The sequence below is a fragment of the Corynebacterium diphtheriae genome, from assembly GCF_001457455.1.
In the GTDB taxonomy this organism is placed as follows: domain Bacteria; phylum Actinomycetota; class Actinomycetes; order Mycobacteriales; family Mycobacteriaceae; genus Corynebacterium; species Corynebacterium diphtheriae.
Genome location: NZ_LN831026.1, coordinates 894,643 through 910,281, shown reverse-complemented (window position 1 = coordinate 910,281; position 15,639 = coordinate 894,643). Strand labels below are relative to the sequence as shown.

General features: G+C 54.0%; 13 protein-coding genes. 4 read left to right on the top strand and 9 right to left on the bottom strand.

What is annotated here, in order from left to right:
• Positions 1-34 precede the first annotated feature (34 nt).
• The 5 genes from galK to AT687_RS04450 are packed head-to-tail and all read right to left on the bottom strand — an operon-like array spanning position 35 to position 5,284.
• Positions 35-1,264: a galactokinase gene (galK, locus tag AT687_RS04470; RefSeq protein ID WP_014306772.1), complete on the bottom strand. Its 1,230-nt coding sequence runs from the start codon at positions 1,262-1,264 to the stop codon at positions 35-37.
• Complete coding sequence (gene galT, locus AT687_RS04465; RefSeq protein ID WP_014318921.1) at positions 1,248-2,378, bottom strand: galactose-1-phosphate uridylyltransferase; 1,131 nt, start codon at positions 2,376-2,378, stop codon at positions 1,248-1,250. The genes galK and galT overlap by 17 nt, the downstream gene beginning before the upstream one ends.
• Complete coding sequence (locus AT687_RS04460) at positions 2,378-2,659, bottom strand: hypothetical protein (protein WP_014318920.1); 282 nt, start codon at positions 2,657-2,659, stop codon at positions 2,378-2,380. Before AT687_RS04460 ends, galT begins: the two co-directional genes overlap by 1 nt.
• A gap of 12 nt (positions 2,660-2,671) precedes the next feature.
• Positions 2,672-4,330 (bottom strand): sodium:solute symporter family protein, encoded by a 1,659-nt coding sequence (locus AT687_RS04455; protein WP_014306769.1) that lies wholly within the window; start codon positions 4,328-4,330, stop codon positions 2,672-2,674.
• Positions 4,331-4,366: 36 nt separating this feature from the next.
• Positions 4,367-5,284, bottom strand: coding sequence for an aldose 1-epimerase family protein (locus tag AT687_RS04450; RefSeq protein ID WP_014318919.1), 918 nt, complete (start codon positions 5,282-5,284; stop codon positions 4,367-4,369).
• Between the two features lie 304 nt (positions 5,285-5,588).
• Between AT687_RS04450 and AT687_RS04445 the strand changes: the two genes are divergently transcribed.
• Positions 5,589-6,131, top strand: a complete 543-nt coding sequence (locus AT687_RS04445; RefSeq protein WP_014318918.1) for a hypothetical protein — start codon at positions 5,589-5,591, stop codon at positions 6,129-6,131.
• An 8-nt stretch (positions 6,132-6,139) separates the two neighbouring features.
• Here AT687_RS04445 and AT687_RS04440 read toward each other — a convergent pair whose 3' ends face one another.
• From AT687_RS04440 to AT687_RS04430, 3 genes are read right to left on the bottom strand one after another with little or no spacing between them, the layout of a single operon-like run.
• Positions 6,140-6,952 carry a hypothetical protein gene (locus AT687_RS04440; protein WP_014318917.1) on the bottom strand — a complete coding sequence of 271 codons (813 nt, stop codon included), beginning with the start codon at positions 6,950-6,952 and terminating at the stop codon, positions 6,140-6,142.
• A 49-nt stretch (positions 6,953-7,001) separates the two neighbouring features.
• Positions 7,002-7,811, bottom strand: coding sequence for a (2Fe-2S)-binding protein (locus AT687_RS04435; RefSeq protein ID WP_014318916.1), 810 nt, complete (start codon positions 7,809-7,811; stop codon positions 7,002-7,004).
• Between the two features lie 18 nt (positions 7,812-7,829).
• Positions 7,830-9,413 carry a carboxylesterase/lipase family protein gene (locus tag AT687_RS04430; protein WP_014318915.1) on the bottom strand — a complete coding sequence of 528 codons (1,584 nt, stop codon included), beginning with the start codon at positions 9,411-9,413 and terminating at the stop codon, positions 7,830-7,832.
• 19 nt (positions 9,414-9,432) lie between these two features.
• On the opposite strand from AT687_RS04430, the gene AT687_RS04425 reads away from it, so the two are divergent.
• Positions 9,433-10,245 (top strand): shikimate 5-dehydrogenase, encoded by an 813-nt coding sequence (locus AT687_RS04425; protein WP_014318914.1) that lies wholly within the window; start codon positions 9,433-9,435, stop codon positions 10,243-10,245.
• Positions 10,246-10,573: 328 nt separating this feature from the next.
• Here the strand turns inward: AT687_RS04425 and AT687_RS12945 are convergent, their stop codons facing one another.
• Positions 10,574-10,765 (bottom strand): hypothetical protein, encoded by a 192-nt coding sequence (locus AT687_RS12945; RefSeq protein ID WP_106622747.1) that lies wholly within the window; start codon positions 10,763-10,765, stop codon positions 10,574-10,576.
• Between the two features lie 201 nt (positions 10,766-10,966).
• Here AT687_RS12945 and AT687_RS04410 point away from each other — a divergent pair, with 201 nt between their 5' ends.
• Both AT687_RS04410 and AT687_RS04405 read left to right on the top strand, forming a co-directional pair.
• Positions 10,967-11,797, top strand: a complete 831-nt coding sequence (locus AT687_RS04410) for a hypothetical protein (protein ID WP_014318912.1) — start codon at positions 10,967-10,969, stop codon at positions 11,795-11,797.
• A gap of 7 nt (positions 11,798-11,804) precedes the next feature.
• Positions 11,805-15,545 carry an ABC transporter ATP-binding protein gene (locus AT687_RS04405; RefSeq protein WP_014318911.1) on the top strand — a complete coding sequence of 1,247 codons (3,741 nt, stop codon included), beginning with the start codon at positions 11,805-11,807 and terminating at the stop codon, positions 15,543-15,545.
• Positions 15,546-15,639: the final 94 nt, after the last annotated feature.

Below are 15,639 nucleotides of genomic sequence, written 5' to 3'. Positions count from 1 at the left end.
ACACACATGATTGCGAAGGGCTCTCCCCTATGCCTTAGCTCAGGCGTCGCGCGCCTCGACCCGGCGAGGCCACCACAAATGTGGGTTCTGGATAGCCTTGGCGTTGCGCAGCGTCTGCAATCGCTGTTGCTACTTCTTCTACTCGGTCAGCGGCGACGAGGGTAATCACCGAGCCACCGAAGCCACCACCTGTCATTCGTGCACCATATTGCCCAGCCGCATCGAATGCTGAATCAAGCTCGGGTGTAGAAACCTCATATTGGTCCCGTAACGAGATATGGGAGTCCTTCATGAGCTCGCGGAAGCGATCAAAGTTCCCCGCATCAAGCGCAGTTGCAGCTTCAGCGGTGCGTTCAGTTTCTTCCACGATGTGCTTCACGCGGCGAACTACTACATCAATATCTTTGTTGTTAGCAGCGGCCCATTCGCGGGTGCGATCAAGGATGTCTCCTGTGGAATTCACGCTGCGAATGGTGGCATTCTCCCCTCCTAGAGCATGAGCGACTTCATCGGTCACGCCACGTCGAGAAGCATATTGGCCGTCGTTAAGCGCGTGCGGAGCATTGGTGTCTGCAATGAGCAGAACCAAACCCCGCGACTCAAGGTCGAAGGGTACCAGCCGAAATTGATTAGTGTGAAAGTCGATGACAAGGGCTTTGCCTTCTTCACCAAAAATTGAAGCCCGCTGGTCGAGTCCGCCTGTCGACGCCCCCACGACCTCATTTTCCGCACGAATTGCTGCCTCGACTAGCTCGGCGCGTGCGGCTGCGTCTGGTGCGTGTCCGACTGCGAGCTCGTATGCTGCTACTCCTATAGAGCATTCCAGTGCGGCTGAGGAGGATAGTCCGGAGCCCACCGGTACGTCGGAGACAACTGCGATGTCGAGGCCGCTGCAACGTGGGATCACTCCTGATTGCACGCCTGCCCACACTGTTCCTACAACATAGCCTGCCCATGAGTCGGGGTTGAGCGGGCCGACTTCAGCTAGGGGGATGCTCAGGCGTGCTGGTTCTTTGGCACCTGGAATGAGCGATACGACGTTGAGGAGGGCGTCGTCACGCTGACGTACTGCTACGGCTGTGTTTTGTTGCAGTGCGAAGGGGATGGACATTCCGCCGGCGTAATCGACGTGGTCACCGATGACGTTGACGCGTCCTGGTGCTGCCCATACGCCTTCGGGTTCGTTGCCGAAGGCTTGGGTAAACAGTGCTCGGGCGTCGGTGTCTAATTGTTCGGGGCTTCGGGTGTTAATCCAGCGTGGCATGTGGCCATACCTCCTTGAATCGTTGTGCGATGCGTTCTGGGGTGGTGTCGTTGATCCAGACCCCTTGGCTTGATTCTGAACCGGCGAGGAACTTCATTCGGTTTGGCGACCTCATTAAGGAAAACAGCTGCAGGTGGAGGCGGCCAAATGGGCGCAGTGCTGGGTCTACTGGTGCTTGGGTCCAGCCTGCGATGTATGGGGTTTTAGCTACTCCTTCGAAGAAGCTGTCCACTGCCGTGTAGAGGCGCTTGAGTAGTGCTGCTAGGTCGTCGCGTTCCACGTCAGTGAGTTCGGTGAAGTCAGCTACGGCACGAAGCGGCATGACCATTGCTTCTACTGGCCATTTTGCGGCTGCTGGGACGAAAACAATGAAGTGCTCTGTGCGTTCAATAACTCGTGTTTGTGCAGCAGTTTCTTCGCGGATGATCGCATCGAAGAGATCATGGCCGTCGTGTGTTTCCGCATAGTATTGTGCACTTTGAACAATTGCTTGTAGCCGTGGGGAAAGGAACGGGTAGGAGTAGATCTGCCCGTGCGGGTGTTGGAGTGTTACGCCGATTTCTTCTCCCCTGTTTTCAAAGGGGAACACCTGTTGGACGCCAGGCAAGGCGGACAGCGCCTCGGTTCGATGTGCCCAAGCATTGATGACAGTGCGAATACGTGACACCGGCAGATCCTTAAAGGACTTGTCTACATCTGGGGTAAAGCAGACTACCTCGCAACGGGCAAGGGCTGGTCGACGTGGATAGAGGTCTATCCCATCGACATAACTTTCCCAATCCTCTCCTACTGCGATGTTCATAGAAAACGACGGGAATCGGTTTTCAAAAACAACGACGTCATACGTAGGCGACGGTATCTCTGTAGGAAGGTTGCCAGGCGTTGTCGGTGCAAGCGGGTTTTCATTCGCTGGTGGCATAAACGTGCGGTTCATGCGGTGGGCTGCGTAAGCCACCCACGTGTTTGTGAGGGGATCGTGGCGGATCTCCGACAGTGGCTGCGTGTGGGGCAGGTCCCTGGAATCGTGAAGAACTCGTTCTCCCTCGCGCAGCTCGTGGTCATCGAAGTAGATGATCTCGCGACCGTCGGCAAGCGTGGAAGTAGTCACGTTCATTATTTTTCACCTGCGGATTCTTCAATAACGATCGGGCGAAGTTTTGCCCAAGCGAAAAACACCACACCAACGATGACCATGATAAGGCCCGCCCACAAATTATCTTGAGCGTTTTTAGCCACGCCCGTATCTGGATTGATACCTGGGTCAAGAGCAAAGCTACAAAGCACCAAGATCACTCCGTAGAGTCCGATCAATGCTCCGATGACATTTCTGATATCAAATGCGCCGGCGAGGTGAGTGTGTGATCCCGCTGGTTTTTGCGTTGTATTGTTATGCATTTTCCTCTCCTCCTAGGCAAAGATAACGTTGAGAGCGATGACCAAGATTAAGCACAGCATTCCTAGTGGAACGGTGCGGCGGTACCACGGCTGGCCGTCTTCGGAATGGTCCTCGAAATGGTCCTTTGGGGTAACAGACTTTACAAAGCCCACCAGCTCGTGATCCGGCTTCGGCTGGGTGAACATGGTAACGATCACGGAGACGAGGATGTCGACGCTAAACGCGATACCGGCAGCAACGAATGCAGTGCCTTGTCCTGGCAGATTAAGCAGCGTTGCAGAAGATTCAGTAAAGGTAGCCAAGTACCAGTAGAAGATTGCCGACGCAGTACCTGCCACAAGGCCGGTCCAACCTGCGTGAGGAGTCATGCGCTTCCAGAACATACCCAAAATGAAGGTGGCAAACAGTGGTGCGTTAAAGAAACCGAACAGTGTTTGCAGATAATCCATGATGTTGCCAAAGTTCTGGGCAAGCAACGCAGTAAACACTGCGATCAAGGTGGCGGCAACAGTGGCAAGGCGTCCGAACTTCAGGTAGTAGTCATCTTCGCGATCTTTGATCACATAGGTTTGCCAAATGTCATAAGAGATCACGGTGTTAAATGCCGAGATGTTAGCAGCCATACCAGCCATGAACGAGGCTAACAGACCTGCAATAGCAACGCCGAGCAGACCGTTGGGAAGAAGGTCACGCATGAGATACAAGATGGCGTCGTTAGGCTTGCCGGCAGGATTATCACCAATCAGCTCAGCAACAGTGACCGATGCGACCATGCCAGGAAGTACCACGAGGAATGGAACAAACATCTTAGGGAACGCACCGATAATCGGAGTCTTGCGAGCAGCGGAGATCGACTCCGATGCCATAGCGCGCTGCACCTCAACGAAGTTGGTTGTCCAATAACCAAATGACAGCACAAAACCCAAGCCGAAGGTAATACCAATCACCGAGATCACTGGGTTATCAAAACCCGAAATCTCTACGCCTGGCCACGTGTGGAAGTTGTGCTCGATAGCAACCTGTTCCTTTAGGCCCTGCCACCCTCCTACTCGATTAAGACCAATGATGGTGATAGGAAGCAGCATGGCAAGAATGACAAAGAACTGCAGCACCTCGTTATAGATCGCGGCAGACAAACCGCCCAAAGTGATGTACGACAACACAATGACCGCGGCCAATACGAGGGCGACCCACAGCGGCCAACCGAGAAGTGCGTTGACAACCTTCGCTAGGAGGAAGAGGTTCACACCGGCGATCAGCAGCTGTGCCACAGCGAAGGACACAGCATTGACCAAGTGAGCTGCGCTACCGAAACGGCGGTGCATAAATTCAGGAACCGAACGGACCTTGGAGCCGTAGTAGAACGGCATCATCACGATTCCTAGGAACACCATGGCAGGTACTGCGCCGATCCAGAAATAGTGCATGGTTTGGAAACCATATTGTACGCCATTAGCCGACATGCCGATGATCTCCACAGCGCCTAAGTTGGCGGAGACAAAGGCAAGACCTGTGACCCAAGCTGGCAGCCCGCGCCCAGATAGGAAAAAGTCAATGGAGGAGGACACGCGAGCTTTCGCAGCCCATCCGATGCCCAAAACAAATACAAAGTACAAGGCGACAAGCAGGTAATCGACCCACGTCGCGTCTAGCCTCAATGCGGTATCCATGAGGATCATCCTTATGTTGTTGATTTTTAATGCTGGTTAAGAGTGCTTGTTATATGCGGAAATCGTGATCGTTCCGTGCCACGGAGATGCCGCGCCGATCGTGTCGATTCCCAAGTTCAGTCCGTTTGGGGATGTTGTCATCGGTTCCACAGCCACCGACCGCCCACGCCCTGGATATGGCATTTCCCATGCCGGATCTGGAGTAAAAATCTGGAACCACGGGAATTGTTCGCTGCAGTGCATGGATACTCCCACCCCCTGCGATTCCAGGACTGTTGTTACGGGAGTGCGCTCGGCCAAGAAGCAGTCGTCGAGAAGCTTTCCCGCCATGGGCAGGCCACCGGAAACGTCGTTAGTAGGTTGAACGAGCTCACCGGTAGGAAGGTTGCGATCATCAAGCATCCATTGCTTATCGACGCCCACACGAAGCGTGGTCTTATCAACCTCTGCGCCTTGGGCCGATAAATAGGTATGCCATCCAAAGCCAAAGGGCACAGCCTCATGCGGCGTCGTAGCCGTGAACTGTGCCCTTAAACCGGAATCCGTTAGTAAATAATCAGCCGCAAGCTCAATAGCCCAAGGCCATCCCTGCTGTGGCTCAATAGTGGTAGAAAGCAATACCCTCTCTGGGCGAATAAGCTCAACCTTCCACACAATGTCTGCCACAAAACCATGGATCGCATTATTACGATCCGGCTCAGTAATCGGCAGCTGATAGCTTTGACCTTGAAAATCGTAGGCACCAGCGTCAGTTCGATTAGGCCACGGTGCTAAGACAACGCCCGCGTTGAGTGGCGGAAACGCATCGTCTGGGTAGGTTTCCACCAACGGGCGACCGTCGTAAGTAAGGGATTTAATTCCGCCACCATAGGTGGCGATCTGCGCTAGATAGTGCCCAGAAGAAATAGTAATAACGGGGGCACGGTTGCTTGGTTGTTCTCCTATTGAATCCATTTCATGTCATCCTCCCTAGTCAAGCAGACTTTCTATAGTCGGGTTTACGCTTGTTATAACCAGAGTGCAACGGTTTGCACTTAATAGGTCTGACATGTCGAGGAGGTCACATATTTTTACCCCCATAATCGGCAAAAATCGCACCAATACTGGGAATGACTTTCAAACCACCCTGCGAGCATAAGCGTTAAAAGGTCTTATACATCCCCCATCTTCGACAAAAATAAACATCCCATTGCTTTTTCGAACACTTGTTTGTATGATAATCCGTATACATGTTCGATGGAGGTTATAGTCTCAAGCCATGAAATTCATTCAGAACCTAACAAAGATCCACCAATCCACCCCTCATACGGCGCACGCACACCGAAGTGACAGTGCTGTCGATTCCCAGGTCGCTTCTACTTTGCGCGAAGACACCGTGGCACGTTTTTCCATGCTCATGAAGCACCCTCGTTCCCTCGCCCGCCCCACAGTAACGTGGCGTCCGCCTTCGCTTAAGCTTGTTGGACTTCACAGCACAATATCTCCGCAACCCCACTTGGTGGCTTCTATTAGCCGGCGACGCATTGGCCCAAACGTCAAAGCACGGCTCAAAGGTTTTGGCGTACGCCAACAACCCGCTTATCTCATGAGCGTGCGGATAAGCGATTCGAAATCCAATAACGTGTCATTCGAACACGCAGAACAATGGATGCTTCAGCTCGTAGGCCCCCAATACGCCGAATGCATCCATATGATCACAGATCATGGACAGTGCCCAGTATTCGTCTGGATCGTCGGAGGAGATTTCCAACCACTGCCATCACCAGCATCGATGTTTCAGACGTTCCAAGCAGCTGCTTAGCCTAGTTGCTAGGCGTCCTCGTCTTCGTCATCTTCGTCAAGATCATCAAATTCGAGATCGTCATCATCGCCTAGCAAATCCTCAGACTCAAAGCTGGTTCCCTCGGATTCAAGATCAGCCTCAGCAAATTCCAACGGAGCCAGCTGTTCTTCCCAATCATCAGCATTTTCAAGAGCAACGGAAAGGACATCAAACAGTTTGTTGCAATCAGAATAGGAACCGAGCTGCAGAACTTCCCCAGCTTCTTCTGTCAGCTCAGCTGCAACATCATAAAACAGGCGATCACGCTCTTCATCGCTAAGCGCATCATTGCTTTGATCACTCCACAGCTCATCAATTGCTTGATCAACCAAGTCATCAAAACTTTCACCGAATGCTACAAAAGTCACCGTGGCGAGCGCCTCACCATCAACAACATCAACAACAACCTGCAGCTCCGAGCTTTCAGCAACTTCAGCATGCACCATATGCGGATCATGCGGATCCTGGAAAAACTCCAGCTCCGCAATACGATCATCAGTGCCTTCCAACAGATCACGCAGCACCGTCACAACTTGGTCCGTCGCAACATGCTCGGCAACCGTGCGCACAGCATCTTCGACCGAGAACACAACACTAACCAGTGCTGCCTCAAACTCATCGTCGTCTTCATCCACGTCAGCAGCAGCGATATACACATTTGCTGCTGGCACCACCGAGTCGATCTCCACAAACTGAATCTCAAGATCAGAAGTAATAGGAACAAACAACACGTCATCATGTACACGAGACTCGATACCCTCGTTATCAAGCGCCGTAGCCAAATCTTCAAAGAAGCTCATTGTGTGTCAACCCTTTCTGAGGTGCTCAATGCCGGCCCCTAGCCTATCGTTAAAAGCTCTCCGAAGCAGCAATCAGGGCATTCTTTCGCACATCTTTGTCCTGATGCGGACACGATGTGCACTTACCAGCCGTAGGCGAATGATAAATCATGCAACACGACACACGGTGCGCCACCACATAATCAGGTTCAACACCTGGATCGATAGGAGCAAAACAACCATCGCAGATCTGCTCAAAGTTATGCTGCGGTATCGCGGCTTTAAACTCCGCTACATCCCCTCCTAGAGAATCAACCCCCTCGCGAAGACCCGCCACCAATTCACGAGCCGTATCTAACGCCCTTGCAGTTTCAAAGTCATCATTCCCAGCAGCTATAGCGGGCTGCACAGCAGCATCAGCAACCACCGCCCACAACGGTGCTGGGCGCATACCAGTCAGCCGACATATGGCAACTATCAATGGTGCAACGGATACCGCCAACGCACGGCCAGACTCCCGCACACTATCGGCGCAGACGTGGGGACGAAAACCAAACCAATACCCAGTATCGTCACGATGAAATACAGTCGACTGGCGTATATCCAGCAACGGCACCACATCAATGCTGACCATCGCCGTTACCGACGGATTGAGGGCGTCGCCAAGCAAACTAAAAAGCCACAACTGTGCAGCGTGCTTATCCGTAGGCACCCCAAAGATGTGCTGCGAAGCCGCAATCGCCGTTTTCACCGTGTCTTCCAAATACAAATGCTCAACATCCACCACGTTTCCCTGCGAGACGCTGGGATCCAACGAAGGGCGAAAACGCTCATGCTCAGCCATTAATCGATCAAATGCAGCATCTAGAACCGAGTCCATATCCGCCTTCCTGCAAAGCTATTGTTCTAATTCCAACGGAGCAAAATAAGTAGGTTCCTCATACAAACCCAGCGCGCGCAGGAGATCCTCGCGCCCCAAACCCCACTCGGTCATATCGTATTCGGACCACGCACGGCGGCGCTGCGAAAACGGGTCATAAATCACCCGCGACTCCTGATCAAATACCATCGTCGCCCGACCAGGCTCTGTATCGCCAGCAGTGTGATACGACGGCCAAGCCTCACTAGGCTGACCATGATGAATAAACCGCGCCCAATGAAACTGCATCTGCTCACCAAGCTGTTCTAAAGCAACCCGTGAATTCCGAACATTAAGACTCGACATCCGAGAAGCATTCATGTCACCAAAAATCGGGGTCAACTCCATCGAATGCATAGCCCCCAACCCCAGCCAGCGCAACAGTGCCGGAGCAAAATCAAAGCGATACATCCACGTCTGAGCAACCGTCGAATGAGCCTGAGCCGCTGCAATACTCGGCGCCCAAAAAACACCATCCGCAATCAACTGCGCAAAATCTCGCCGCCGCTTAGCGCCCTGATACACACCCAACACATGATCGGCGCTATGAGGATCAAAGGTAGTAAGCACTCGATGCGCCGCCCTCGTGCGCGCCTTGGAACGCAAATACATGCCCTTAGCAAACGACGTCTCATCCACATTCGTCCCCACAAGAAGAGGAACCTTCAACTGCTGACCACGCTCAAAAACCTTTAGCGGATGTTCAAACAAAGTAGTGCCGTCCACCGTCGGCGAATAACACGAATTAAGATAAATCAGTTCCCTACTCCGCCACATCATCGACTGCCCTGCGCGGATGATGTCTGCCACCGGGAGGCCGCGGAGCTCTTTCAGAGTGTTTACTCCTAGACGCTGTGCGAGCATCCCCGCCCACAGGGTCGACTGTGCTTTGGAATGAATAGCTGCGATGGGCGGTGATTGCGCGATAGCTTTGTGGAAGAGTCCCATCGCGGTTGGCGTACACATCAAAGTAAGCACTGCCGCACCACCTGCGGATTCGCCCATGACGGTGACGTTAGTGGGATCCCCGCCGAATGCTTGGACGTTGGCTTGAATCCATTTCAGGGCAAGAAGCTGGTCCAAGATTGCGGGGTTGGCTACGCAATCGTCTCCTAGCGAGCGCAGGTCGAGGTATCCCAATGCGCCGAGGCGGAAGTTGATGGCAACGTAAACAACATCCATGCTGGTTGCTAGGTGGTGCCCACGTAAGAGTTGTTCGTGGCTGGATCCGTAGACGAAGGATCCACCGTGAAAGTAGACCACAACTGGCAGGGGGCGGTCGTGGTCTGGTCGCACGATGTCTAGGTTGAGGCAGTCTTCGGAACCACGAATGCGATCACTTGGACCATAGGTTGGCTGCGCGGCTACAGACGCGTAGTGCGTGCAGTCTTTTATTTCTTTCCACGGGTGCGGGGATGTTGGGGCGCGGAAGCGGTCGGCCCGCCCGTAGGGAACGCCACGCCAAGTGCGCACCGCTGGGGTGGTGTCGGTGGCTGTGGTGCTTAACCCTCCTACTCGGCCAGACGTGGTACGTACTACGTCGTTGGGGGTCCAATCACTCATATGTTTTAGAGTAGGTGACATGGTAAATCTCGTCGACCGAAATACCGTTTTGTGTGTCTCATTGGCCGCACGGCCCTCAAATCATGGGGTGCGCTTTCATAATTGGCTATATGACCAGCTGGGATTGAACTTTATCTATAAGGCAATCGCACCGGCAGATATTACTGCTGCCGTGGCTGGAATTCGCGGATTGAACATTCGTGGCGCGGGTGTGTCCATGCCCTATAAGCAGGACGTTATCCCGCTGATAGATGCGCTTCACCCCTCGGCACAACGCATTCATGCTGTGAACACGATTGTTAATGACGACGGTGTACTCACCGGATATAACACCGATTATGTCGCAGTTGCCTCGTTGCTTAAGTCCCATGAGATTCCCGCTGATATGAGCGTTGCAGTCCGTGGTTCAGGTGGCATGGCCAATGCGGTTGTGGCAGCACTAGCTGACCATGGCATGACGGGCACTGTGGTTGCGCGCAATGCAGAAACTGGTTCCGCATTGGCACAGCGCTATGGTTGGAAGCATTCCACCGAGGTGCCGGCTAAAACCAGCATGTTGGTTAATGTGACTCCCCTTGGCATGTACGGCGATCATGAACATGTGCAGGCGTTTAGCAATGCCGAGATCGATGCTGCGCAGGTGATCTTCGATGTCGTTGCCTATCCGGTAGAAACTCCACTGATAAAGGCAGCTGAGTCTAGGGGCAAAAAGATTATTAACGGTGGTGAGGTGATCTGTTTGCAGGCTGCTGAGCAGTTTGCGCTCTACACCGGAGTAACTCCTTCTGCTGCGTTTGTGCGCGCGGCAGAAGATTACGCACAGCAGGGTTAAGCGACTCTTCCGGTTTTAGAGTTCATTGATTAGTTCGCCAGGGGTTCGGGCGTAGCACAAGATACTAGGGTCCTTGGCTTTGTCCGTACAAAACCAAGGACCTACTGTGCAACCTAACGGAAATGCCATCGTCGATACCATCTGCCGCACCGCAGAACACAGTGATAGTTACCGTTATTGAAGCCGAGCCCGTCGAGCCATGAGCGCGCTCATTGACACGCTTGTTGGCATGAAAGACGCTGTGGTCGCTGAGATCGTGCAGCTAGGCAGGACTATGAACAAGCGCCGCAAGGGCATCCTCGCCTACTTCGACCACAAACAATGCACCCTAAAACCGGAAGAGCCACCATTCGGGGGTATTTCGAAGGATTTTTCTCAGAACTTCACACCAAATCGCTTCCAAACCGGCCGTTTGAGCAGATTTGGTGTGAAGTGCCGTCTTTTCGGGGGTGAGCGGGGGTGGCGCGCCCACCAGCGCCCACCAGTGCCCACCAACGCCAGCCAAGCCCAGCCAAGCCATGGTTATGGAAAACGTCCTACTCCGCGTAGTGCCACGCCGCCAACATCCGACACAAAATCAATGCACTCTAAAACCGGAAGAGCCGGTTAATCCCTCTCCTAGAGACGATCGTTGCAGGATTGTGATCAATTGTTGGAACGATCACTGTCCGCTATCCGTTGAACCATGCGTAACCTCGAACACAATGTAAGGAAGAACATTATGGGTTTTGTACGAAAAACGCTGGGATCCCTCGGGGATTCTGTGATGTTTGGTCGCCGCGATTCTAAAGAGCAGGCGGTTACCGACGCATTTGGTTCTGATTCCCAGGCCTTGATTGCAGAATCCGGCATGGCGGGCAAAATCTTGGTTAATTCCTTGGATCGCGTGGTTCATCTTCAGCGCAGTGCCATCACCGGCTATGTCGATTGGTTACGTTCTAAGAACCCAGAGGCAAGCCCTGCAGAGATTCAAGACTTAATGAATAAGCACTTCGTCCGCCTAGCCACAGGTTCGGGCGCTGGTGCTGGTACTGCAGCGGCCATCCCTGGTATCGGTTTTGTTACCGGTGCTCTTACGATTAGCGCAGAATCTTTAGTGTTCCTCGACGCGGCTGCTTTTTATACCGTGGCATCGGCTTATTTGCGTGGCGCAGACATCACGGACCCGGATCGTCGTAAAGCGCTTATCTTGGTGGCATTGTCTGGATCACAAGGCACCGCGCTTGTCGACGCCTCTCTCACCGCCACCAGTTCTGTCAGCGCGATTTCGCGTATGAGCCCTGGCAATGTGCGGGAAGTTAACAACCAACTAGTCAAGATTGCGCTGAATCAGATCAGCAAGCGCATGAAACAAGCGTGGATCGGCAAGATCATGCCAATGGGAATCGGCGCAGTGTTGGGTACGATGGCTAATCGCAAGCTGGCCGCTAAGGTAGTGCACAGCACATCAGAATCTCTTGGCGCATTGCCCAGTGCTTTTGATACCCCGGCACCGAGCGAAGATGAGGTCCAAGAATCCGTCGCGTTGCTCGCCTCACAAGTAAAGGAATAAACCAGATATGTCGCCCAACGTTGGCTCCAAACTTCGTGCCATGTTGTGGCGACAACCGTGGATCGTCATCGCCGCTGTCATCTCCACTGTGATGACAACGCTTTTCGACGCCACCATCCCCCTCCTAGCGGGCTCCGCGGTAGATACTGCCACCGGTTCTCTAGGAGGGGGAAATGCCGAAGTTCAGCGTGTGGTCTGGATTTTGGTCGCCACCGCTCTCGCCCGCTACGTTTTCCAATTCGGGCGGCGATTTTTCGCAGGCGTGTTATCCAACACCTTCCAGCACACCCTGCGCGTCAGCGTTCTTGATTCCTTACAGCGTCTCGACGGCCCCCAGCAAGACAAACTGCGCACCGGTCAAATAGTCTCACGCTCAATTTCTGACCTCAACCTTGCACAAGCAATGGTGGCCATGTTCCCACTGCTGATCGGGCATGTGCTCAAAGTGGTCATCACCATAGGAATTCTGGCGTGGATCAACGTCTGGCTCATGTTCATCGCAGTCGCCTGTATCCCACCGCTGGTGTGGCTCTCACTCCGATCACGCACCACATTGTTTGCCGCAACGTGGTCGGCGCAACACAGCGTTGCCAATCTAGCCACACACATCGAACAAACCGTAAGCGGTATCCGCGTTGTGAAAGCATTCGCGCAGGAGTCACGAGAGCTCGATCGCCTAGACGAGCTCAGCACGCAGGTCTACGCCGAACAGATGCGCTCGGCGCGACTTTCTGCCCGTTACCGACCACTCGTTCAGCAACTTCCTACACTCGCACTGGTCATAGGCATTGGCTTAGGTGGTTGGCTCGCCCTCGATGGGCATATCACTATCGGCTCATTCCTAGCTTTTAGCACCTATCTCACGTCCATGACATCGGTGGTGTCCATGCTTGCCGGCATGGTCGTTCAAATGCAGATGGGACTTAGTTCATTCGACCGCGTTATGGATGTTGTCGACATGACTGCCGAGCACCCCGATCCGGAACATCCTCTGGACCTTCCTGCAGGACCGTTGTCACTCGAACTTGAAAACGTGCACTTTGATGGGATTCTCAATGGCACGACCCTCACCGTTCCCGCCGGCGATACTGTAGCTATTGTTGGCCCACCCGGCTCCGGAAAAACAATGGCCGTGCAGCTACTATGCGGTTTTTATCGCCCCGAGAGCGGGCAGATCCGGCTAGGAGGAGTGGATACTACCCAGCTGCGTCGCCATGACTTACGCAGCGCCGTTTCCTGTGTTTTTGACGATCCATTTCTCTATTCCGCCAGTATCCGCGACAACATCGCTATGGGACGAAACGTCACCGATGTTGAGATCGAACGTGCTGCCCGCATCGCACAAGCCCACGACTTTATTACCGCACTTCCCCACGGGTACGACGAGATCGTAGGTGAACGAGGCCTCACGCTTTCTGGTGGTCAACGCCAACGTATCGCTATCGCACGAGCGGTGCTCGAACGTCCGCGCGTGCTCATTTTGGATGATGCAACCTCAGCTATCGATGCCACCACTGAGCACGCCATCTACGAGCAGGTCAGCACAGAGTTATCGGATGTCACCATCCTCGCAGTAGCGCACCGGAACTCTACGCTATCCCTAGCAGATTCGGTTGCACTTATAGATAACGGACGCATCGTCGATCACGGCAGCCTTAGCCATATGCGCGCGAACCCCCAGTTTGTCTACCTCATGGACATGCAAGAACACCTGCGTGAACGCAACTCCCATGAGCCCTTTGTTCCCTTTGACGACGGCACCGAACCCGAGTGGACACAACTCTGGCCAGAAATCGCATCCTCTCAACACGACTCACGCCTCACTATTAATTCCTCAGCCATGAAAGCGGCGGCATCCGTAGCAGGTGCCAACCCCGCGGCGGGCGGACGGGGACGCGGCCGCGGCGGCATGGCGGCGTCGATACCCGCAACTCCCGAGCTCCTCGCCCGCGTGGATGCCCTCCCTCCTACTCGCGACACACCAGGCCCGCGCCCACTCCTCGATCACGACCACGGCAAGGTAACTGCGCATCAACTTTTTGCCTCAGTGCGTTGGCTCATTGTGGTTGTCATCGGCCTCTACATCGTGGGTGTGGCAGCCAGCTTGACCATCCCCACCTTGGTGCGTGCTGCCATCGACCGCGGCGTCACAGCACATAATCCATTAGCACTGTGGATCGTCACAGGAATAGGAATCAGCGTGGTGATTGTGGCATGGCTTGCCGACATCGCCACCACCATCGTGACCGCTCGCACCGGCGAACGCTTGCTGTACCACCTACGATTGCGCTCCTATGCACAACTGCAGCGTCTTGGCATGGACTACTTCGAAAAAACCATGTCGGGAACCATCATGACGCGCATGACCACCGACATCGAAGCCCTCAATAGTTTCTTACAAACAGGGCTTGCCCAAACTGTCGTCTCCCTCACCACGCTGCTAGGAATCCTCGCCCTCCTAGGCGCGACCAGCCTGCAACTGTTTGCTATCGCGGTCATCGGCGTGCCCCTCATCGGCGTTGCCACCGTCTTTTTTAAACGCATCTCCTCACGGCTCTATACCCAAGCTCGCGAACAAATAAGCGGGGTCAACGCATTATTCCAAGAACACATCGGTGGTCTAAGAAGCGCCCAGATGGCACGTATGGAAGACGCTGCACTCGCTGATTTTTCCACACAAGCAGCACGTTATCGCGCCACCCGCATCAAAACCCAAACCGCAGTCGCCGTGTACTTCCCAGGTATCAACGCCGTGAGCCAAATCCTTCAAGCAGCTGTACTCGGAGTAGGCGCACATCTGGTAGCACATGGAGAACTCGCCGCCGGTGTACTCGTTGCCTTCCTACTGTATTTGGATCGCCTCTACGGCCCGATCCAGCATCTCTCCCAAGTTTTCGATTCCTACCAACAGGCACAGGTGGGTTTCCGCCGAATCTCCGACCTGCTTTCTACTCCTAGTAGCGTTCCCAACGAAGGACGCCTAGTTCCGGCGCAAAGCGAAGACGAAGGAACCGACATCACTTTTCATAACGTCGGTTTTTCCTACTCTCACGACAGTGCTGCCGTGATCGACGACCTCACATTGACGATCCAACCTGGTTCCACAGTGGCCGTAGTCGGTCCCACTGGTGCTGGAAAATCAACCATCGTGAAACTCATCGAGCGCTTCTACGACCCCACAACGGGCAAGGTGGCGTCGAAACGCCACGATATTCGCGACTACGACATCCACGCGTGGCGACGCACCGTAGGATTCGTTCCTCAAGAAACCCACCTGTTTACCGGCACCGTTGCCGAAAACATCGCCTATGGTCTACCCGACGCCACCGCTGAAGAAATCACCGACGCTGCCCGCCGAGTTGGAGCCCTGCGCGCAATCGCTGCCATCGACGGCGGCTTCCGCGCCACTGTTGGCGAACGCGGCCAAGGGTTATCTTCAGGACAACGTCAGCTCATTGCCTTGGCACGAGCAGAGATGATGAAGCCAGAAATCTTGCTTCTCGACGAAGCCACCGCAACGCTTGATCCTGCAACCGAAAAAACGATCTTGTCTGCCGCCGAACGGCTCACGCAAACACGCACCTCGGTCATTGTTGCTCACCGATTAGCCACCGCCGCGAAAGCAGATCGGATACTTGTGATTGCGAACGGGGCCGTTGTTGAAGATGGCGACCATGCAAGCCTACGCACTTATGGGGGTATTTACGCCACAATGTGGGCACACGGCGAACAAGAAATCCCGCGATAAAGGCGCGTACAATAGGTGAAATCCCACTGTGCACGTATGGGGAGGCGATTTTCTTTCTCAGCAGTTCACAGTTGGAGGAAGAAAACCGATAGCC

Bases quoted from the DNA above. Each gene is read 5' to 3' on its own strand.
- galT (WP_014318921.1), bottom strand. From the start codon at position 2,378: ATGAACGTGACTACTTCCACGCTTGCCGACGGTCGCGAGATCATCTAC.
- AT687_RS04405 (WP_014318911.1), top strand. From the start codon at position 11,805: ATGTCGCCCAACGTTGGCTCCAAACTTCGTGCCATGTTGTGGCGACAA.
- AT687_RS04435 (WP_014318916.1), bottom strand. From the start codon at position 7,811: ATGGACTCGGTTCTAGATGCTGCATTTGATCGATTAATGGCTGAGCAT.
- AT687_RS04410 (WP_014318912.1), top strand. From the start codon at position 10,967: ATGGGTTTTGTACGAAAAACGCTGGGATCCCTCGGGGATTCTGTGATG.
- galK (WP_014306772.1), bottom strand. From the start codon at position 1,264: ATGCCACGCTGGATTAACACCCGAAGCCCCGAACAATTAGACACCGAC.
- AT687_RS12945 (WP_106622747.1), bottom strand. From the start codon at position 10,765: ATGGCTTGGCTGGGCTTGGCTGGCGTTGGTGGGCACTGGTGGGCGCTG.
- AT687_RS04455 (WP_014306769.1), bottom strand. From the start codon at position 4,330: ATGGATACCGCATTGAGGCTAGACGCGACGTGGGTCGATTACCTGCTT.
- AT687_RS04450 (WP_014318919.1), bottom strand. From the start codon at position 5,284: ATGGATTCAATAGGAGAACAACCAAGCAACCGTGCCCCCGTTATTACT.
- AT687_RS04460 (WP_014318920.1), bottom strand. From the start codon at position 2,659: ATGCATAACAATACAACGCAAAAACCAGCGGGATCACACACTCACCTC.
- AT687_RS04445 (WP_014318918.1), top strand. From the start codon at position 5,589: ATGAAATTCATTCAGAACCTAACAAAGATCCACCAATCCACCCCTCAT.
- AT687_RS04430 (WP_014318915.1), bottom strand. From the start codon at position 9,413: ATGAGTGATTGGACCCCCAACGACGTAGTACGTACCACGTCTGGCCGA.
- AT687_RS04440 (WP_014318917.1), bottom strand. From the start codon at position 6,952: ATGAGCTTCTTTGAAGATTTGGCTACGGCGCTTGATAACGAGGGTATC.
- AT687_RS04425 (WP_014318914.1), top strand. From the start codon at position 9,433: ATGGTAAATCTCGTCGACCGAAATACCGTTTTGTGTGTCTCATTGGCC.